The organism is Pseudomonas sp. TWRC1-2 (assembly GCF_049896685.1).
Lineage (GTDB): Bacteria > Pseudomonadota > Gammaproteobacteria > Pseudomonadales > Pseudomonadaceae > Aquipseudomonas.
In genome coordinates this window covers 75,998-96,033 of the sequence record NZ_JAFCUU010000006.1, presented here as the reverse complement: position 1 = coordinate 96,033, position 20,036 = coordinate 75,998, and the positions used below count along the sequence as shown (strand labels likewise).

At 61.8% G+C, this 20,036-nt stretch carries 19 protein-coding genes; 14 read left to right on the top strand and 5 right to left on the bottom strand.

Annotated features, from left to right (window positions below):
- Window positions 1–52: 52 nt before the first annotated feature.
- The 3 genes from cysN to ACP7B3_RS18265 form a co-directional block, all read right to left on the bottom strand.
- A complete protein-coding gene (gene cysN / locus ACP7B3_RS18275; RefSeq protein ID WP_426180049.1) occupies window positions 53–1,951 on the bottom strand; it encodes a sulfate adenylyltransferase subunit CysN in 1,899 nt (632 codons plus the stop codon).
- A gap of 13 nt (window positions 1,952–1,964) precedes the next feature.
- Entirely contained in the window at window positions 1,965–2,882 is a 918-nt protein-coding gene (gene cysD / locus ACP7B3_RS18270) for a sulfate adenylyltransferase subunit CysD (protein WP_017137614.1), read from the bottom strand.
- A 256-nt stretch (window positions 2,883–3,138) separates the two neighbouring features.
- Window positions 3,139–3,897 (bottom strand): Nif3-like dinuclear metal center hexameric protein, encoded by a 759-nt coding sequence (locus tag ACP7B3_RS18265; RefSeq protein ID WP_426180045.1) that lies wholly within the window; start codon window positions 3,895–3,897, stop codon window positions 3,139–3,141.
- Between the two features lie 102 nt (window positions 3,898–3,999).
- Here ACP7B3_RS18265 and algW point away from each other — a divergent pair, with 102 nt between their 5' ends.
- The 3 genes from algW (at window position 4,000) to ACP7B3_RS18250 (ending at window position 8,105) form a co-directional block, all read left to right on the top strand.
- A complete protein-coding gene (algW, locus tag ACP7B3_RS18260) occupies window positions 4,000–5,154 on the top strand; it encodes a Do family serine endopeptidase AlgW (protein ID WP_369302557.1) in 1,155 nt (384 codons plus the stop codon).
- Window positions 5,155–5,261: 107 nt separating this feature from the next.
- Complete coding sequence (locus ACP7B3_RS18255) at window positions 5,262–7,373, top strand: TonB-dependent siderophore receptor (RefSeq protein ID WP_426180041.1); 2,112 nt, start codon at window positions 5,262–5,264, stop codon at window positions 7,371–7,373.
- A gap of 12 nt (window positions 7,374–7,385) precedes the next feature.
- Complete coding sequence (locus tag ACP7B3_RS18250; RefSeq protein WP_426180039.1) at window positions 7,386–8,105, top strand: DUF4198 domain-containing protein; 720 nt, start codon at window positions 7,386–7,388, stop codon at window positions 8,103–8,105.
- A 132-nt stretch (window positions 8,106–8,237) separates the two neighbouring features.
- Here the strand turns inward: ACP7B3_RS18250 and hemH are convergent, their stop codons facing one another.
- Window positions 8,238–9,263 (bottom strand): ferrochelatase, encoded by a 1,026-nt coding sequence (hemH, locus tag ACP7B3_RS18245; RefSeq protein ID WP_426180037.1) that lies wholly within the window; start codon window positions 9,261–9,263, stop codon window positions 8,238–8,240.
- A 14-nt stretch (window positions 9,264–9,277) separates the two neighbouring features.
- Window positions 9,278–10,177 carry a TIGR01777 family oxidoreductase gene (locus ACP7B3_RS18240; RefSeq protein WP_426180035.1) on the bottom strand — a complete coding sequence of 300 codons (900 nt, stop codon included), beginning with the start codon at window positions 10,175–10,177 and terminating at the stop codon, window positions 9,278–9,280.
- Window positions 10,178–10,388: 211 nt separating this feature from the next.
- On the opposite strand from ACP7B3_RS18240, the gene ACP7B3_RS18235 reads away from it, so the two are divergent.
- The 11 genes from ACP7B3_RS18235 to ACP7B3_RS18185 all read left to right on the top strand — a co-directional run bounded on the left by ACP7B3_RS18235 (window position 10,389) and on the right by ACP7B3_RS18185 (window position 20,035).
- On the top strand, window positions 10,389–11,375 hold the full coding sequence (locus ACP7B3_RS18235; protein ID WP_106578574.1) for an NAD(P)/FAD-dependent oxidoreductase: 987 nt from the start codon (window positions 10,389–10,391) through the stop codon (window positions 11,373–11,375).
- Window positions 11,372–11,587, top strand: a complete 216-nt coding sequence (locus ACP7B3_RS18230; RefSeq protein WP_106578573.1) for a TIGR02450 family Trp-rich protein — start codon at window positions 11,372–11,374, stop codon at window positions 11,585–11,587. Before ACP7B3_RS18235 ends, ACP7B3_RS18230 begins: the two co-directional genes overlap by 4 nt.
- 112 nt (window positions 11,588–11,699) lie before the next feature.
- Window positions 11,700–12,659, top strand: a complete 960-nt coding sequence (locus tag ACP7B3_RS18225; RefSeq protein ID WP_242194828.1) for a YbgA family protein — start codon at window positions 11,700–11,702, stop codon at window positions 12,657–12,659.
- 17 nt (window positions 12,660–12,676) lie between these two features.
- Window positions 12,677–13,606 (top strand): MerR family transcriptional regulator, encoded by a 930-nt coding sequence (locus ACP7B3_RS18220; RefSeq protein WP_404486800.1) that lies wholly within the window; start codon window positions 12,677–12,679, stop codon window positions 13,604–13,606.
- The gene (gene phrB / locus ACP7B3_RS18215) at window positions 13,607–15,049 is read left to right on the top strand and encodes a deoxyribodipyrimidine photo-lyase (RefSeq protein WP_426180032.1); all 1,443 of its coding nucleotides are present in this window, start codon (window positions 13,607–13,609) and stop codon (window positions 15,047–15,049) included.
- Window positions 15,042–15,464: a nuclear transport factor 2 family protein gene (locus tag ACP7B3_RS18210; protein WP_426180029.1), complete on the top strand. Its 423-nt coding sequence runs from the start codon at window positions 15,042–15,044 to the stop codon at window positions 15,462–15,464. Before phrB ends, ACP7B3_RS18210 begins: the two co-directional genes overlap by 8 nt.
- Window positions 15,461–16,243 (top strand): SDR family NAD(P)-dependent oxidoreductase, encoded by a 783-nt coding sequence (locus ACP7B3_RS18205; RefSeq protein ID WP_106578568.1) that lies wholly within the window; start codon window positions 15,461–15,463, stop codon window positions 16,241–16,243. The genes ACP7B3_RS18210 and ACP7B3_RS18205 overlap by 4 nt, the downstream gene beginning before the upstream one ends.
- The gene (locus ACP7B3_RS18200; RefSeq protein ID WP_426180026.1) at window positions 16,240–17,487 is read left to right on the top strand and encodes an NAD(P)/FAD-dependent oxidoreductase; all 1,248 of its coding nucleotides are present in this window, start codon (window positions 16,240–16,242) and stop codon (window positions 17,485–17,487) included. Before ACP7B3_RS18205 ends, ACP7B3_RS18200 begins: the two co-directional genes overlap by 4 nt.
- Window positions 17,484–18,293, top strand: coding sequence for a DUF1365 domain-containing protein (locus tag ACP7B3_RS18195; RefSeq protein ID WP_124416390.1), 810 nt, complete (start codon window positions 17,484–17,486; stop codon window positions 18,291–18,293). The genes ACP7B3_RS18200 and ACP7B3_RS18195 overlap by 4 nt, the downstream gene beginning before the upstream one ends.
- On the top strand, window positions 18,280–19,551 hold the full coding sequence (locus tag ACP7B3_RS18190) for an SAM-dependent methyltransferase (RefSeq protein ID WP_145165579.1): 1,272 nt from the start codon (window positions 18,280–18,282) through the stop codon (window positions 19,549–19,551). Before ACP7B3_RS18195 ends, ACP7B3_RS18190 begins: the two co-directional genes overlap by 14 nt.
- The gene (locus ACP7B3_RS18185; RefSeq protein WP_404486791.1) at window positions 19,544–20,035 is read left to right on the top strand and encodes a DUF2878 domain-containing protein; all 492 of its coding nucleotides are present in this window, start codon (window positions 19,544–19,546) and stop codon (window positions 20,033–20,035) included. Before ACP7B3_RS18190 ends, ACP7B3_RS18185 begins: the two co-directional genes overlap by 8 nt.
- The last annotated feature ends 1 nt before the right edge of the window (window position 20,036 follow it).

The window sequence follows — 20,036 nt, the reverse complement described above, 5'->3', positions numbered from 1 at the left end:
AAAAAGCCCGCCACCGAGTCATCGGTGGCGGGCTTTTTTGTGGCGGCGAGGTTTAGATCGCGCCGCGCTGACGCAACAGCTCCAGCACTTGCTTGACGCTGTCTTCCAGCGACGTGGCCTGGGTGTCGATCACCAGATCGGCATTCAACGGCACGTCGTACGGGAAAGACTCGCCAGGGATGTTATCCCCACCCGCCGCGTACAGGCCTTGCGGATCACGCTCGGCGCACACCAGCGGCGACGCTTGCACATAGACGGTGAGCAGGCGGTCGGCGCCAATCAGCGCCTTGGCCTGTTCGCGGCCCTCGGCGTCCGGGGCAACGAACGCGGCCAGGGTCAGCAGGCCGGCTTCGTTGAACTGGCGCGCCACGTGAGCAGCGCGACGCCAGTTTTCAGTGCGACCGGCTCGATCCTGCGGCAATCCTTTGTTCAGGTCGTGACGCAGGTTCTGGCCATCCAGTACGAAGACCGCACGGCCCATGTCGAACAACTTGCGCTCAACCGCGTAGGCCAAGGTGCTCTTGCCCGCGCCCGACAGGCCGCTGAACAACACGGTGGCCGGCTGCTGGCCGAAGCGCAGAGCGCGCTCTTCAGTGGCGACATGAGCAAGGCTGCCGTGTTGCGCTGAACCACCATGGTGGACCGGCGGCGCGATGATCATGCCCGCGGCCACCGTGCCGTTGGTCAAACGGTCGATGACGATAAACGCACCGGTGGTGCGGTTACTGTCGTAACCGTCCAGCGCGATGGCGGCGTCGAGGCTGACCTTGACCCGGCCGATCTCGTTCAACTGCAGCGAACTCGCCGGGCCTTCGGCCAGGGTGTTCACGTCCACGCGGTGCACGATGCTGGTGATGGAACCCGGCACATAGCTGGTCGCGCGTTTGATGTCGTATTTCTTGCCCGGCAGCATCGGCTCTTCGGCCATCCACACCAGCATGGCGTCGAAGGCATCGGTCACTTGCGGCACGTTGTCGGCATGCACCAGCAGGTCGCCACGGGAGATGTCGATCTCGTCTTCCATAGTCAGGGTCACGGCCTGGCCTGGGCCGGCGTGTTCCAGCTCACCTTCAAAGGTGACGATGGATTTGACGCGGCTGCTCTTGCCCGACGGCAGCACCACGACTTCGTCGCCCTTGTGCACGATGCCGCTGGCCAGGGTGCCGGCGAAACCACGGAAGTTCAGGTTCGGACGGTTGACGTACTGCACCGGGAAACGCAGGTCGGTGTAGTTGCGGTCGTTGGCGATCTCGACGGTTTCGAGAATTTCCATCAGCGACTGGCCGGTGTACCAAGGCGAACGCTCGCTCTTGTTCACCACGTTGTCGCCCTTGAGCGCCGACATCGGCACGAAGGCCAGGGTGCTTGGCTTGAACGCGATACCGTCGGCAAACTTCAGGTAATCGGCCTTGATCTGCTCGAATACGCTTTGGTCGAAGCCGTTGATGTCCATCTTGTTGATGGCCACCACGATATGTTTGATGCCCAGCAACGAGGCGATAAAGCTGTGGCGACGGGTCTGGGTCTGCACGCCATAACGCGCGTCGATCAGAATGATCGCCAGGTCACAGGTGGAGGCGCCGGTGGCCATGTTGCGGGTGTACTGCTCATGGCCGGGGGTGTCGGCAATGATGAATTTGCGCTTGGCGGTAGAGAAGTAGCGGTAGGCCACATCGATGGTGATGCCCTGCTCGCGCTCGGCCTGCAGGCCGTCGACGAGCAAGGCCAGGTCGATGTCATCGCCGGTGGTGCCGGATTTCTTCGAATCGCGGGTGATGGCTTCCAGGTGATCTTCGTAGATCATCTTGGAGTCGTGCAGCAGGCGCCCGATCAGGGTGCTCTTGCCGTCGTCGACGTTGCCGCAGGTCAGGAAGCGCAACATTTCCTTGCGCTCGTGCTGGCCCAGGTAGGCGAGGATGTCCTCGCTGATCAAATCAGATTGATGCGACATTGGTGACAGCCCCTTAGAAATAACCCTGACGTTTTTTATCTTCCATCGAGCCTGCGCCATCGTGGTCGATGACCCGGCCCTGGCGCTCGGAAGTTCGCGTCAGGAGCATTTCCTGAATGATGTCCGTCAGCGTCTCGGCTTCGGACTCCACCGCGCCCGTCAACGGGTAGCAGCCCAGGGTACGGAAACGTACTTTCTTTTTGACGATTCGGGCTTTGTCTTCGTCGGACAAGTGCTCGAGGATGCGGTCGTCGTCGATCATGATCAACGTGCCGTTCTTCTCGATCACGTCGCGTTCGGCGGCGAAGTACAGCGGAACAATCGGAATGCCTTCCAGGTAGATGTACTGCCAGATGTCCAGCTCGGTCCAGTTGGACAGCGGGAACACACGGATCGACTCGCCCTTGTTGACGTTGCCGTTGTAGACGTTCCACAGCTCCGGGCGCTGGTTTTTCGGGTCCCAACGGTGCTTGCTGTCGCGGAACGAGTACACGCGCTCTTTGGCGCGGGATTTCTCTTCATCGCGACGGGCACCGCCGAAGGCTGCGTCGAAACCATGCTTGTCCAAGGCCTGCTTGAGGCCTTCGGTTTTCATGATGTCGGTGTGCTTGGCGCTGCCGTGGGTGAACGGGTTGATGCCCTGCGCCACACCGTCCGGGTTGACGTGGGTGATCAGGTCCAGGCCAAGCTCTTCGACCATTTTGTCGCGAAACTTGTACATCTCCTGGAATTTCCAGCGGGTGTCGACGTGCATCACCGGGAACGGCAGCTTGCCCGGGAAGAAGGCCTTGCGCGCCAGGTGAAGCATCACGGCGGAGTCTTTACCGATCGAGTAGAGCATCACCGGGTTGTCGAACTCGGCGGCGACCTCGCGGATGATGTGGATGCTTTCCGCCTCCAGCTGTTTCAGATGCGTCAGTTTGTCGACCATGGCTACTCACGGAAAAACGATCTTATGGACGGCCAGCGGGCCGTGTTCGAGCGGGGCATGCTAGCACAGCACCTTCTTCTATTCAGGGAGCTGGCTAGATCGAAACGGTATATGAATATGCCACTGGGTTTGGCTCAACTCGGTCGAATGTGGGAGCGGGCTTGCTCGCGAAAGCAGAGTGTCAGTCGAAATATGTATCAACTGGCACACCGCATTCGCGAGCAAGCCCGCTCCCACATTTGATCCCAGGTGGTAGTTAGACCGGGTTGGGGCAATCGATGAACAGATGCTCCAGCGCGAAACGCCGCGCCAGGTACTCGCCCAACGCCTGCACGCCATAACGCTCGGTGGCGTGGTGCCCGGCGGCGATAAAGCTGATGTCGTTTTCCCGCGCGCAGTGAAAGGTTTGCTCGGAAGCTTCGCCGCTCAGGTACAGGTCGACGCCGGCGGCAATCGCCTGGTCGATATAGCCCTGGCCACCGCCGGTGCACCAACCAACGCGGCGGATCATTTCGCTGCCTTCGATCAGCAGCGGTTCACGGCCCATCACGTCCTGCACACGGCGGGCAAAGTCGCGGGGCGACAGGGGCTCGGCGAGGGAACCGACCAGGCCGACGATTTTGGGGTTGCTCGGGTCCAGCGGGCCTTCGACGGTAATGTCCAGCTGGCGGGCGAGTTGCACGTTATTGCCCACGTCCGCGTGCAGGTCCAGCGGCAGGTGGTAGGCGAGCAGGCTGATGTCGTGCTTGAGCAGGGTTTTCAGGCGGCGCTGTTTCATGCCGGTGATACACGGGTTTTCGCCCTTCCAGAAACAACCGTGGTGCACCAGCACCAGGTCGGCCTGGGCTTCGACCGCGGCATCCAGCAGAGCCTGGCTTGCGGTCACGCCGCTGACGATGCGCATCACCTGCGGACGGCCCTCGACCTGCAGGCCATTGGGGCAATAATCGGCAATTTTTGCGCTGCCAAGGTAGCGGTCCGCTTCCTCGACGAGGGTGGTAAGGGGGACGGCCATAAAAGACTCCTAAATATCCCGTTCCGAGGCGCTCGCAGCCTCGTATAATGCGCGACATTATGGGCGCTCTCCCGCCCCCTGCAACCTGTCAGGACTTACTTGATGCTTAAGGCACTGCGTTTTTTTGGATGGCCATTGTTGGCTGGCGTGCTGATCGCGATGCTGATTATTCAGCGTTATCCCCAGTGGGTGGGCTTACCCAGCCTTGATGTGAACCTGCAACAGGCACCGCAAACCAGTTCGGTGGTGCAAGGTCCGGTGACTTATGCGGACGCCGTGGTCATCGCCGCACCCGCCGTGGTCAACCTGTACACCACCAAGGTCATCAACAAACCGGCGCATCCGCTGTTTGAAGACCCGCAATTTCGCCGCTATTTCGGCGACAACGGCCCCAAGCAGCGCCGCATGGAATCCAGCCTGGGTTCCGGCGTGATCATGAGCCCCGAAGGCTACATCCTCACCAACAACCACGTGACCACGGGTGCCGACCAGATTGTCGTGGCCCTGCGCGACGGCCGCGAAACCCTGGCCCGCGTGGTTGGCAGCGACCCGGAAACCGACCTCGCGGTATTGAAGATCGATTTGAAAAGCCTGCCCTCGATCACCATCGGCCGCTCTGAAGGGCTGCGCGTCGGTGACGTGGCACTAGCGATCGGCAACCCGTTTGGCGTCGGCCAGACGGTGACCATGGGCATCATCAGCGCCACCGGGCGTAATCAGCTGGGGCTCAACAGCTACGAAGACTTTATCCAGACCGACGCGGCGATCAACCCGGGCAACTCCGGCGGCGCGTTGGTGGATGCCAATGGCAACCTGACCGGTATCAATACCGCGATTTTCTCCAAATCCGGCGGCTCCCAGGGCATCGGTTTTGCGATCCCGGTGAAGCTGGCCATGGAAGTGATGAAGTCGATCATCGAGCACGGCCAGGTAATCCGTGGCTGGCTGGGCATCGAAGTACAGCCGCTGACCAAGGAATTGGCTGAGTCGTTCGGTTTGACCGGACGCCCGGGTATCGTGGTCGCCGGGATCTTCCGCGACGGCCCGGCGCAGAAAGCCGGTCTGCAACTGGGCGATGTGATCCTCAGCATCGATGGCGAACCGGCCGGTGATGGCCGTAAGTCGATGAACCAGGTCGCGCGGATCAAGCCGACCGACAAGGTGGCAATCCAGGTAATGCGCAACGGCAAAGAGCTCAAACTGCTGGCAGAAATCGGCCTGCGCCCACCGCCGGCGCCGGTGAAAGAAGAGGAATAATGGGTTGGGAGCCCGTTCGCGGGCTCCTGTAACCTAATATTTCAAAAGAAATCCATTCTCATTAGGCATGTTATATTGTTTCAATATAGACATTGGAACGCTCTATCATGCCGCCTCGTAGATTTACCCCACTGGCTGGTCTGGCCTTGGGATTGCTGCTCGACCCCGCCTACGCCGAAGACAGCTACGCCAAAGACAACACTGTCGAACTGGACACCATCAGCGTCACCGGCGAAGCCTATGAATCTGCCACGGGCCCCGTCAAAGGCTATCGCGCCACCCGGTCTGCCAGCGCGACCAAAACTGACACGGCCCTGCGTGACATCCCACAATCAATCAGCGTGATTCCCGCCACGGTGCTCAACGACTTGGGCAGCACCAATGTCGAGCGCGCCCTGGAATTCGCCGGCGGCGTGTCCAAGCAAAACAACTTCGGCGGCCTGACGCTTTACGAGTACAGCGTGCGCGGCTTCACCACTTCGCAGTTCTACCAGGATGGTTTCAGCGCCAACCGTGGCTACCCGAGCACGCCAGACGCGGCCAATATCGAGCGCATTGAAGTGCCCAAAGGCCCCGCCGCCAGCCTCTACGGGCGTGGCGATCCCGGCGGCACCGTCAATATCGTCAGCAAAAAACCCCAGCTGCAAGCCTTCACCACCGTGCAAACCAGTGCCGGCAGCTGGGACCGCTACCGCACAGCCCTTGATGTGAACACGCCACTGGACGGCGACGGCCGCATGCTGTCGCGCGTGAACCTGGCGGTGGAAGACAATCACAGCTTTCGCGATCACGTTGACGCCAAGCGCGTATTCGTCGCGCCGTCTTTCAGCTGGCAATTGGACCCGGACACCCACCTGCTTGTGGAAAGCGAGTTCGTGCGCCACAGCTCAACCTTCGACCGTGGCATCGTCGCGCCGCACGGCATGTCCCGCTCCACCTTCCTCGGCGAGCCCAACGACGGCAACATCCGCAACCACAACAACCGCCTCCAGGCCGCCGTGGAACACCACCTCAACGACGCCTGGCAACTGCGCCTCGCCAGCCACTATAAACAGGGCAGCCTGTGGGGCGACGCCTCGGAAAGCCGCGCGCTGAATGCCGACGGCCACACCGTCAACCGCCGCTACCGCCAACGCTCTACCGGCTGGCATGACAGCATTACCCAGCTCGAACTGCGCGGCCTGTTCGACATCGGCAGTTGGCAGCATGAACTGCTGATCGGCAGCGAGTACGAGGACTACCGCAAAAAAGAACGCGTGACGGCGATTGCCGGCAGCCTCTACCCCATCGACATCTATAAACCGATCTATGGCCAGACCAAACCCAACGGCGCGCGCTCCGGCACCGACGTTTTCGAACAGGTGAAGAGCCAGGCACTGAACCTGCAGGACCAGATCGTTTTTACCGACCGCCTGCGCGGCATGCTCGGTGCGCGCTTCGAGCACGTCGAACAAAGCACCGATGACTTCACCCGCAACCACGCCAAGGGCCGGCAAACCCACGATGCCCTGACCCAACGCGCCGGCTTGCTCTACCAGCTCACGCCGCAGGTCGGCGTGTTCGCCAACGCGTCAACGTCGTTCAAACCGAACAACGGCCTGGATGCCGGCGGTAAATCCTTCGAGCCAGAAGAAGGCGTCGGTTATGAAATAGGGCTCAAGAGCGAGCTGTTCGACGATCGCCTGAGCACCACCCTCGCCGCCTTCCACATCGAAAAGAAAAATGTCCTCGCCCTCGATCCCGCCACCGACACCCAGCGCGCCATGGGCAAGGCGCGCAGCCAGGGTGTAGACCTGCAACTGAGCGGGCAAGTGACCGACGCCGTACGCGTCATCGGCGCCTTCGCCTACATCGACGCCGAAGTGACCAAGGGCGACAAAGCCATCCCCACCGGCAGCCGAATTCTCGGCGTGGCCAAGCGCAGCGCCAGCCTGTTGGGCGTGTATGAGTTCCAGAATGGCGCGTTGCGCGGCTCGGACCTGGGCGCAGCGTTCACCTACGTCGGTGACCGCTCCGGCGAGGCCGGCAGTCGTTTCGAACTGCCCGCCTACCACACCGTCGACCTGCTGGCGCATTACAAAGCCAGCGACAACGTCACCGTGGGCCTGAACCTCAACAACGTATTCGACGAAAAGTACTACGAGCGCTCCTACAGCAACTACTGGGTCACGCCCGGTGAGCCGCGCAACGTCACCGTCAGCCTGACCCTCAACCTGTAAAAGGACGCTCCCATGCAAGCCTTGAAATCCCTGGCCGTGCTCGGCCTGCTGTTTGCCAGCCAAGTTTCTGCCCACGGCCTGTGGACCGAACAGCGACGCGGCAATATCGAAATGATCTACGGCCACGGCGCCGAGGACAACGCCTTCAAGGCAGAGAAAATCAGCGGCGCCTGGGCGTATGACGCCAGCGCCAGGATGATCCCGGTCACCGTAGAACGCCTTGCCGACCACGCACGCCTCAAGCCGCTCAAATCACCCGCCGTTTTAGCGGTTGCCCTGGATAACGGCATGTGGTCGCAGACGCCGGACAAGAAGTGGATCAACCAGGGCCGCAGCCATGTGCCGGGGGCGATTGCATCGACCCAGACCTTCAAGTACAGCCTGGCGATTTATCAGCCGGGGGCGAAGTTGCCGAAGCTGGATCAGATCAAGCTGCTGATCCTGCCTGAAGTGGATCCGCTGACCGTAGGACCTGGCCGGTCACTGCCGGTGCGTGTGCTATTGGATGGCAAGCCTGCGGCGGGGATCAAACTGGTGGGCGACTATCGCAATGCACCAAACACCTTGAGCACTGAGACCGACAAAGACGGTCGCGCCCAGGTGCTGGTGCGTAACGAAGGGTTGAATGTGATCGCGGCGCAGGTGGAGATCCCGCTCAAGGACAATGCCGAGGTGGCGACGCGCGGGCTGTTCAGTTCGCTGACGTTCCTGGGTGAACCGCATCACGAATAAACCCTAAAAAACACTGTGGGAGCGGGCTTGCTCGCGAAGGCGCTGCATCAGCCAATACATTCGTTGACTGACACCTCCCATTCGCGGGCAAGCCCGCTCCCACAGTTGATCTCTATCGTTTCGACAATCTGATCACAGCGCCAAGGGCGCCCGCTCACACAACGTGTTCAGCGCCGCAGCCCACTGCGGATCATCATTGAGGCACGGCACCAACACCAACTCCTCGCCCCCTGTTTCGCGGAACTGCTCCAACCCACGATCACCAATCTCTTCCAGTGTCTCAATGCAATCGGCAACAAACGCCGGGCACATCACCAGCAGCTTTTTAATGCCTTGCTGGGCCAGGGCTTCCAGGCGGGCTTCGGTGTAGGGTTCGATCCATTTCGCCCGGCCCAGGCGCGACTGGAATGCCACCGACCACTTGCCATCCGGCAGGCCCATGCGCGCGGCAAATTCCCGTGCAACGCTGAAGCACTGCGCGCGATAGCAGGTGGCAAGCACCTCGGGCGACGCGTTCTGGCAGCAGTTCGCATCCTTGAAACAATGCCCGCCGGTGGGGTCGAGCTTTTTCAGATGACGCTCGGGCAGGCCGTGAAAACTCAGGAGCAAATGATCGTAGTCCTGCTCGACATACGGCCGGGCGCTCGCAACCAGTGCCTCGAGGTATTCCGGCTGATCGTAAAAGGGCTGCAGGATCGAAAACTGCACGTTGAGCTTTTTGTCACGCACCACACGCTTGGCTTCTTCAATCACGGTGGTCACGGTGCTGTCGGCAAACTGCGGGTACAACGGCGCCAGGGTGACTTTCTTAATCCCCTGGGCGGCCAGGCGCGTCAGCGTCGTTTCAAGCGACGGTTCGCCATAACGCATCGCCAGCTCCACCGGGCCCTGCGTCCACTGCGCGGTCATTTGCTGCTGCAAACGACGACTCAAGACTACAAGCGGTGAACCCTCGTCCCACCAGATCGACGCGTAGGCATGCGCCGACTGCTCGGGGCGCTTGATCAGGATCAGCGACACCAGCAACCGCCGCACCGGCCACGGCAGGTCGATCACGTAAGGGTCCATCAGGAACTGATTGAGGTAGCTGCGCACATCGGCCACCGAAGTGGAGGCCGGTGAACCCAGGTTGACCAGTAACAACGCGTGATCCGTCATGCAACATCCTATGGCTAGAGGCGGCTGGACAAGTCTTCCAGGGCCGCGTGCAACTCAGTGAACTGAAAAGTGAAACCGGCCGCCAACAGCCGCTCGGGCACGGCTTTTTGCCCGCCGAGCAACAACCCGGACAACTCACCCAGCCCGACCTTCAATGCAAACGCCGGCATCGGCATGAACGCGGGACGGTGCAGCACCTGGCCCAGGATCCTGGCGAATTCGCGGTTGCGCACCGGGTGTGGCGCGCAGGCATTATAAGGACCGCTGGCGTCGGCTTTGTGCAGAAGAAAATCAATCAGGGCGATTTGATCTTTGATATGAACCCACGGCATCCACTGCCGACCATCGCCGATCGGCCCGCCCAGCGCCAGCTTGAACGGCAATAACAACCGCGACAAAAAGCCGCCTTTCGCCGCCAGCACAAGGCCGGTGCGCACCAGCACCACGCGGATGCCCATGGCTTCGGCGCGCAGGGCCGTTTCTTCCCAGGCGATACACAGCTGGCTCGGGAAGTCGTCCTGCACCGGGCCGCTGGCCTCGGTCAATTCGCGCTCGCCGCCGTCGCCGTACCAACCGACCGCCGAACCGGAAATCAGCACCTGCGGTTTTTGCGCCTGGCCTTCCATCCACGCCAACAGCGTTTCGGTGAGGCTGATGCGGCTGCTCCACAACAAGGCCTTGCGCCTTTTGGTCCAGGGCCGATCAGCAATGGGCGCGCCGGCCAGATTGACCACCGCATCCACGCTGCCGATCACGTCTTGCAAGCGGCCAACGCCCAACACTTGCGCACCGCACCACTTGGCAACGGTGTCCGGTTCACGGCTCCAGACGGTCAAGCGATGCCCTTGGGCAAGCCAGTGTTGGCAAAGCTGGCGACCGATCAAGCCGGTACCGCCGGTCAGCAAAATATGCATGGGACACTCCTCATGTAACGTTCGCCGCCGATCACTGGTCTATTTTATAAGCAGGGATCAATTGCAATCGGGCGCGGCTGTTGGTTAAGCCTCAGCTTTAACCATAGGCCACGTCGTAAGAACAGGTACGCCAAAACTTATACCAAAAAACAATATTGTACAGCTATTGGTGTCGGCGTAGTCTGTACCCAACGGTAAAACGAGGCCTCCCATGACTGTTCCCATCGCGATCATCGGCACCGGCATCGCCGGTCTCTCCGCCGCCCGAGCGTTACGAGACGCGGGGCACGCTGTACAACTCTTCGATAAAAGCCGCGGCAGCGGCGGCCGCATGTCCAGCAAGCGCAGCGACGCTGGCGCGTTGGACATGGGTGCGCAATACTTCACCGCCCGCGACCGGCGCTTCGTCAACGAGGTGCAACGCTGGCAAAGCAACGGCTGGGCCGAGCAGTGGAAACCCCAGCTGTACAACTTCAAGTCCGGTCAGCTCACGCCCTCTCCCGACGAGCAAATTCGCTGGGTCGGTACGCCGCGCATGAGTGCTATCACCCGTGCGCTGCTGGATGATTTGCCAGTGGAGTTCGGTTGCCGCATCACCGAAGTGTTCCAGGGCAAACAGCATTGGAACCTGCTGGACGCCGACGGCGGCAATCACGGCCCGTTCAGCCACGTCGTGATTGCCACGCCGGCGCCCCAGGCCACCGCGCTGCTCGCCGCCGCGCCCAAGCTGGCGGGTGCCGCTGCTGGGGTGAAAATGGACCCGACCTGGGCCATCGCGCTGGCTTTCGACAAACCTCTGGACACGCCGATGGAAGGCTGTTTCGTCCAGGACAGCCCCCTCGACTGGCTCGCGCGCAACCGCAGCAAACCCGGGCGCGATACCACTCTCGACACGTGGGTGCTGCACGCCACCAGCGCGTGGAGCAAGGCGCACCTGGACTTGCCCAAAGAAGCCGTCATCGAACACCTGCACGGCGCCTTCGCAGAACTGCTGCACAGCGCCATGCCCGCGCCTTCTTTCAGCCTGGCGCATCGCTGGCTGTACGCGCGACCCTCCAGCGCGCATGAATTCGGGGTACTGGCCGATGCTGACCTGGGCTTGTATGTGTGCGGCGACTGGTGCCTGTCCGGTCGGGTCGAAGGCGCATGGCTCAGCGGCCAGGAAGCGGCGCGACGCTTGATCGAGCACCTGCAATGAACCGCATCAATCCCGCCAAACTGCTGCTGTCGAAGTGGACAGCAGCGCGTCCTCGCAACAAGGAGAAACACTTCTTGGTCACCGAATTGTTTCGTGACGAGGAAGGCACTGTGCTGGAAATCGAGCTGCAAGCCGTCATGACTCGCCGTGCTGAACGCCTGGCCTGGCAAACCCTGCAGAACGCCGAAGATTGGCGAATAGGCTGGAAGTAGCTTGCCCGAAAATACTTGTACAAAATATTTGACTTGTACAGCATCAAACCTATGATGAGATTTAGTTGTACAGACTTAAGAGTTTGTACAGGAATCTCGGAGAGGTTTGAACATGTCCAGCACTGGAAAACCGAAGATCGCCATCAGCGCCTGCCTGTTAGGCGAGAACGTGCGCTTCAATGGCGGACACAAACAATCCCTGCTGTGCAGCCAGACGCTCGCTGACTACTTCGACTTCGTGCCGCTGTGCCCCGAAGTTGCCATCGGCCTGGGCATCCCCCGCGAACCGATCCGCCTGGTGGGCGACCCTGCCCAGCCGCAGGCCGTCGGCACGGTGCGCCGTGATCTCAACGTTACGCAGCCACTGGACGAATACGGCCAGCAGATGGCCCTGGAACACACCGATCTGTGCGGCTACATCTTCATGCAGAAGTCGCCGTCGTGTGGCCTGGAACGGGTCAAGGTCTACCGTGAGAACGGCACACCTGTGGACGGCGGCGGGCGCGGCATCTACGCGCAGGCGTTCTGCGCGCGCCACCCCAACCTGCCGGTGGAAGAAGACGGCCGGCTGAATGACCCGGTGTTGCGGGAAAACTTCCTGACCCGCGTCTTTGTGTACGCCAGCTGGCAACAACTGCTGGCCGAGGGCCTGACCCGCCACCGCCTGCTGGCGTTTCACTCGCGCTACAAATACCTGCTGATGGCCCACAGCCCGGTGCATTACAAAAGCCTCGGCCACCTGCTGGGCAGCATGAGCAAGGACACCTCTCTCGACGCACTGGCCGCCGGCTATTTCAGCGAGCTGATGACCGGCCTGAAAAAATGCGCCACCCGCGGCACTCACACCAATGTGCTGCAACACATCAGCGGCTACCTCAAGCAGGCCATCAGCGCCGACGACAAGCAGGAAATGCAAACCGTCATCGGCCAGTACCGCACCGGCATCGTGCCGCTGGTGGTGCCGCTGACCCTGCTCAAACATCACTTCCGCCAACACCCGGACCGTTACATCGCGCAGCAGGCCTACCTGCAACCGCACCCGGAAAACCTCAGCCTGCGTAATGCGATCTGACCCATGAAAAGTACATTATGAAAGCTGCCCTGCAAGACGAGCCCGGCGAAGACATCGCCCAAGCCCTCCAAGACGGCTGGCTGCCGATTCGCGAAGTGGCGCGCCAGACCGGCGTCAACGCCGTGACCCTGCGCGCCTGGGAACGCCGCTACGGCCTGATCGTGCCCCAGCGCACGCCCAAGGGCCACCGGCTGTTCAGCGCCGAACACGTGCAACGCATCCACACCATCCTGACCTGGCTCAACCGCGGTGTGCCGGTCAGCCAGGTCAAAGGCTTGATCGACTCCGCCCAGGTCAGCCCCGACACCGTCGAAAACGAATGGCACGCCCTGCGCCAGAACCTGGTGAACGCCATCAGCGCGTTGGCCGAGCGCCGGGTCGACGATGCGTTCAACCAAGCCATGGCGTTGTACCCGCCACGTACCCTGTGCGAACAGTTGCTGCTGCCGCTGCTCCAGGAACTCGAGCAGCGCTGGCAAGGCCAGTTCGGCGCCCAGATGGAGCGGGTATTTTTCCTGTCCTGGCTGCGCAGCAAGTTCGGCGCACGCATCTATCACAACAATCGCCAGCTGCAAGGCGCCCCGCTGCTGCTGGTCAACCACTCGGACCTGCCGCTGGAGCCGCATCTGTGGCTCAGCGCCTGGCTGGCCAGCAGCGCCGATTGCCCAGTGGAAGTCTTCGATTGGCCGTTGCCGGTCGGTGAGCTGGCGTTAGCGGTGGAGCACCTGCAACCGCGGGCCGTGCTGCTGTATTCGAGCAAGGCCCTGCAGGTGTCGACACTCACCAAGCTGCTGGGCGGCGTCGGTTGCCCAACGCTGATTGCCGGACCAACGGTATGCATCCACCAGGCCGAGTTGGCCGTATTAACCCGTGAAACCCCTGAATTGTTCGTGGCCGAAGACCCGTTGTCGGCCCACTTGATTCTGATCCAGCGTGGACTTCTTTAAATGCATTTGATCTGGCTGCGCACCGACCTGCGCCTACACGACAACACCGCCCTGGCCGCCGCCTGCCAGCGAGGCCCGGTTGCGGCCGTGTACCTGATCACTCCCCAACAGTGGCTGGCCCACGATGACGCACCGTGCAAAGTCGACTTCTGGCTGCGCAACCTGCAGCACTTGAGCCAGGCGCTCGGCGAGCTGAACATTCCCCTGCTGATCCGCACCACCGCGACCTGGGACCAGGCGCCCGCCGTGCTCGGCACGCTGTGTCGGGAGCTGTCGGTCGAGTCGGTCCACGTCAACGAGGAATACGGTATCCACGAAACCCGCCGCGATGCCGCCGTGGCTCAGGCTCTGGAAGCCCAGGGCGTGACGTTCCACAGCTACCTGGACCAATTGTTCTTCCAGCCCGGCAGCGTGCTGACCAAAAGCGGCACGTACTTCCAGGTCTTCAGCCAGTTCCGCAAGGTCTGCTACAGCCGCCTGCACAGCGCCCTTCCCCGTTTGGTGGCAACACCCAAAGCCCAGGCGCCGATCAAGCTCAAAAGCGATCCGATACCTGCACAGGTCCAAGGGTTCGAGCCGCCCAGCGAAGCCTTGCGCGCGCTCTGGCCGGCCGGTGAAGACGAAGCACGCCGCCGTCTCGACGCCTTCGCCGATCAACAAATCAGCTACTACAAAGATGAGCGCGACTTCCCGGCCAAACCCGGCACCAGCCAACTGTCCGCCTACCTTGCCGCCGGCGTAGTTTCGCCCCGCCAGTGCCTGCATGCCGCCTTGCAAACCAACCAGGGCGAGTTTGAAAGTGGCGACATCGGCGCGATCACGTGGATCAACGAACTGCTCTGGCGCGAGTTTTACAAGCACATTCTGGTCGGCTATCCACGGGTGTCGCGCCACCGTGCGTTTCGTCCCGAGACCGAAGCGGTGGCCTGGCGCGATGCGCCCAAGGACCTCGCCGCCTGGCAGCAAGCGCGCACCGGCCTGCCGATCATCGACGCCGCCATGCGCCAGTTGCTCGAAACCGGCTGGATGCACAATCGCCTGCGCATGGTGGTCGCGATGTTCCTGACCAAGAATCTGCTGATCGACTGGCGCGAAGGCGAGCGCTTCTTCATGCGCCACCTGATCGACGGCGACCTGGCCGCCAACAACGGCGGCTGGCAGTGGAGCTCCTCCACCGGTACCGACTCGGCGCCGTATTTCCGGATTTTCAGCCCGCTGAGCCAGTCGGAAAAATTCGACAGCGAAGGCGTGTTCATCAAGCACTGGCTGCCGGAACTGGCGGCGCTGAACAAGAAGGAAGTGCACAACCCCGAGGCGGTTGGCGGCCTGTTTGGCGTGGCCGATTACCCACGCGCTATCGTCGACCTGAAAAAGTCCCGCGAGCGCGCCCTGGCCGCCTTCCGCAGCCTGCCCTCGCGCCAGGGGGTTGCCGAACATGAGTGACTTCCTGCAGCGGTTCGCCCAGGCCTTTGCGACGCTGGACAAGCACAACCTGCACCTGCTCGACAGCCTGTACAGCAAGGACATCGCCTTCACCGACCCGCTGCATGAAGTGCACGGGCTGACGGCCCTGCACCGCTATTTCACCGAGCTGTATGGCAATGTGAGCCAGCTGCGTTTTGACTTTCACGGCTTCGACCAAGTGGCCGAAGGCGAAGGCTACCTGCGCTGGAAGATGAGTTTTTGCCACCCGCGCCTGAACAGCGGCAAAGTGATCCGGGTTGAAGGCTGCTCACACCTGATGTGGCGCGACAAGGTGTACCGACACCGGGATTATTTCGATGCAGGCGCTCTGCTCTACGAACACCTGCCAGTACTCGGCCGCGTCGTCGGCTGGCTGAAAAGGAGAATGGGATGAGCCTTACACCGCCCCGCCGATATTGGCTGACCGGCGCCAGCAGTGGCATCGGCGCGTCGCTGGCCGTGGAGCTGCTCAACAGCGGCGCCCACGTGGCGCTCAGCTCACGCACGAAAGGCCCGCTGGAAGCCCTCGCCCAACGTTATCCGGGCCAAGTGCTGGTGGTGGCCGGCGACCTGACCAACAGCCAGACCGTGCGTGAGATCGGCGAGCACATCGGCGTGGTCTGGGGCTCCGTCGATACGGTCATTCTCAACGCCGGCACCTGTGAGTATGTCGATGCCAAGCAATTTGATGCATCGATTGTCGAGTACGTGGTGCGCACCAACTTGCTGGCCAGCAGCTATTGCATCGAAGCTGCGCTGCCGCTGTTGCGCGCCGGGCATTCCCCGCACCTGGTCGGCGTAGCCAGCGCCGTCACCTACCTGCCCATGCCCCGCGCCGAAGCCTATGGTGCGTCCAAGGCCGGACTTCGCTACCTGTTCGAATCCCTGCGCATCAGCCTCTCGCCCGAAAATATTGACGTCACCGTGATCAGCCCGGGCTTTGTCGACACCCCGCTGACCGAACGCAACGACTTCCCGATGCCCCTGAGCTGGTCCGCCGACAAGGCCGCGCGGCATATCTTCGCCAAGCTGGCAAAACGTCCGCTGGAAATCGCCTTTCCCGCCATGTTTATCGCCACCTTGTGGCCGCTGTCGAAGCTGCCCAACCGTGCGCAATTGATTATCGGCAAACGCATGTTGCGCAGCCCGCCACCGAAGAAGGACGACCTGTGAAGATCGCCATTATCGGCAGCGGCATCGCCGGGCTGACCAGCGCTTACCTGCTCAGCCGTCGCCACGACATCACTGTGTTCGAAGCGGGCGACCGCATTGGCGGGCATACCCATACGGTCGACGTCACGGTTGAGGGCAAAAGCTACGCGGTGGACACCGGGTTTATCGTGTTCAACGACTGGACCTACCCCAACTTCATTCGCTTGCTGGGGCAAATTGGCGTCAGCTTCAAACCCACCGAAATGAGTTTTTCGGTGTGCGATCAAAGCGCCGGATTCGAGTACAACGGCAACAACCTCAACAGCCTGTTTGCCCAACGCCGCAATATCCTGTCGCCAGGGTTCTGGGGCATGTTGCGCGACATTCTGCGCTTCAATCGCCAGGCGCCGCTGGACCTGCAGGAACAACGCATCAGCGCCGAGATGACCCTGGGCGATTACCTCGAAGCCGGCGGCTACGGCCCACGCTTTATCCGGCATTACATCGTGCCGATGGGCGCGGCGATCTGGTCGATGTCCCTGGCCGACATGCTCGGCTTTCCGTTGCAGTTCTTTGTGCGCTTTTTCAAGAACCACGGTTTGCTCTCGGTGAACAACCGGCCGCAGTGGTGCGTGATCGAGGGCGGGTCGAGCAGCTACATCGAGCCGCTGACGCGCAGCTTTCGCGAACAGGTGCGCCTCAATTGCCCGGTGCATAACGTCGAGCGCACCGACGAGGGCGTTGTGATCCACAGCGCCGCCGGCAGCGAGACGTTTGACCGGGTCGTGTTGGCCTGCCACAGCGACCAGGCCCTGGCCTTGCTGGCCGACCCCAGCACGGCGGAACAGGAAATCCTCGGCGCGCTGCCTTACGCCGACAACGATGTGGTGCTGCACACCGACACGCGCCTGCTGCCGGACCGCAAGCTCGCCTGGGCCAGCTGGAATTATCGGCTGACCGGCGATACCCAAACCCAGGCCGCCGTCACTTACGACATGAACATTTTGCAAGGCATCGACAGCGCCACCACCTTTTGCGTCAGCCTCAACCAGACGCCGATGATCAACCCGCTGAAGATCCTCGCGCGCTACACCTACGCGCACCCGCAATACAGCCTCGCGGCGGTCGCTGCCCAAGCGCGCTGGGAAGAATTGGCAGGCACGCGCAACACCTTTTTTTGCGGCGCCTACTGGGCCAATGGTTTCCACGAAGACGGCGTGGTCAGCGCATTGCGCGTGGCTCAAGCCTTTGGAGAAACCCTGTGAACAGCGCCCTGTACAGCGGCTGGATCGCCCATCGCCGGTTTGCGCCCAAGGCTCACGCCTTTCGCTACCGCATCGGCCTGCTGTACCTGGATTTGAGCGAACAAGACGAAGTGCTCGGACTGTCGCCCCTGGCCGGCGCTGGTCGCCTGGCGCCCTTTGGCTTTCGCCAGCAGGATTACCTGCGTGAATTCACGCGCCACGGCATGAGCTTGAGCGATGCCGTGCGCCAGGAAGTTGGCAAGGCGCTGGGGCGCGAGCCCCAGGGCGTTATCTGCCTGCTGACCCAGGCTCGCAGTTGGGGCCTGGCTTTTAACCCGGTGAGTTTCTTCTACTGCTTCGAGGCCGATGGGCAACTGGCCGCGATCCTGTGTGAAGTGACCAACACCCCATGGCGCGAGCGCTATCACTACGTGCTGCCGGCCCAGGCGCTCGGCGCCGATGAGCATCAGCACTTCGCCGTGGCCAAGGCCTTCCATGTGTCGCCGTTTTTGCCACGCGACCTGGAGTACCGCATGAGTTTCAGCCCGCCCGCCGCCAAGCTCGGCGTGCACATGGCCGACTGGCAAGGTGAGCTGAAGGTTTTCGACGCCACGCTGAGCCTGCACAAGGAAGCGTTGAACCGCGCCAGCCTGCATCGCTACCTGTGGCGCTTCCCGTGGATGACCGCCAAGACGTGCTTGGCCATTTACTGGCAGGCCATGCGCCTGTTGCTCAAACGCACACCGATTTTTTCCCATCAGGCCGCCGATGGCGCCTCTCGCACCGCAGTCGGGTATACCAAGGATCGCCGCCATGAAATCCCCTAGCTTATCGGTCAAGACCAATCGCCTGAACGTCAACGGCATGACCAGCGCATTGCTGCGCAAGGCCGTGCTGCGCCAACTCAGCCAACTGCGCCACGGCCAGCTGGTGGTGATCGAGGACGGCGAACGCCAAGTGTTCGGTGCCCGCGAAGCGCACCTGCTGGGGGAAATCCAGATCCTCGACTCGGCGGTGTGGGGCCTGGTGGCGGCCAACGGATCGATCGGCGCCGGCGAGGCGTTTATCCACGGTTACTGGACCAGCCCGGACTTGACCGCCGTGGTGCGCGTGATGGTCAGCAACCTGGAGGTGCTCGACGCCATGGAAGGTGGCCTGGCGCGCCTGGCACGCCCCTTCACTCAAGGCCTGCACTGGCTCAACCGCAATACGCGCAAGGGCTCGCAGAAAAACATCGCCGCCCACTATGACCTGGGCAACGACCTGTTCGAAGAATTCCTCGACCCGACCATGATGTACTCGGCGGCGCAATTTCTGACGCCCGATGACACCCTGGAACAGGCGCAATTGAACAAGCTGGAACGCATCTGCCAAAAGCTTGCACTCAAGCCCACCGACCATCTGCTCGAAATCGGCACCGGCTGGGGCAGCATGGCGCTGTACGCAGCGCAGCATTACGGCTGCAAAGTCACCACCACGACCTTGTCCAAAGAGCAGTTTGCCTACACCCAAAAGCGCATCGATGCCCTGGGACTGCAGGGCCAGGTGACCCTGCTGTTGCAGGACTACCGCGACCTGACCGGTCAATACGACAAGCTGGTGTCCATCGAGATGATCGAGGCGGTGGGCCATCGCTTCCTGCCGACCTACTTCAAGCAGTGCGCGCATTTGCTCAAGAGCGACGGCCTGATGCTGCTGCAAGCCATCACGATTCGCGAGCAGCGTTTTGAGCAGGCCAAGAATAGCGTCGATTTCATCCAGCGCTATATTTTCCCCGGCGGCGCCCTGCCCTGCGTGCAGAACATGCTGCACATCGTCAGCCGCGACACCGACATGAACCTGCTGCACATGGAAGACTTCGGCCTGCACTACGCAAAAACCCTGCGCCTGTGGCATGAAAACTTCCGCCGCGCCCATGGCCGCCTTGCCGAGTTGGGCTACGACGAATACTTCCTGCGCTTGTGGGAATTCTATTTGTGCTACTGCGAAGGTGGGTTCATGGAACGTACGATAGGCACCGCGCAGTTGCTGCTGGCCAAACCTGCGGCAATCAACCCACCCTTGCTTGGGCGCTTCAGTGCTTAAATCGCTGGCGAACGCCGTACTGTTCCAGTGCGGCTGGTTTGCCTGTGTGCTGGGGGGCGACAGCGAATGGTTGCTGGTGGTCGGTGCAGTGCTGGCCATCCACCTGCTGTGGATAAGTTCATGGTCGCGGGAAGGCCAGGTGATCCTCGCCGTCACGTTGTTTGGCACTGTGGTGGATACCGCATTGCGCACCTTTGGCGTCTTTCATTTCAGTTTTCCGGGGCCGCTGATCCCGTTTTGGCTGGTGTTGCTGTGGGCGTTGCTCGCCACCACGCTACGCCATTGCCTGGCCTGGAGTGCCCAGCCCTGGTGGCGCGCCAGCGTGTTGGGCGCGGTCGGCGGGCCGTTGTCTTATTACGCGGGCAGCCAATTGGCCGGCGTGGGTTTCGGTTACGGCACGGCGCCAACCCTGATTGGCCTGGCGCTGCTTTGGGCGCTGGTGTTCCCGGTGCTGCACTGGATCGCCCGACAACTGGGGCACTGAC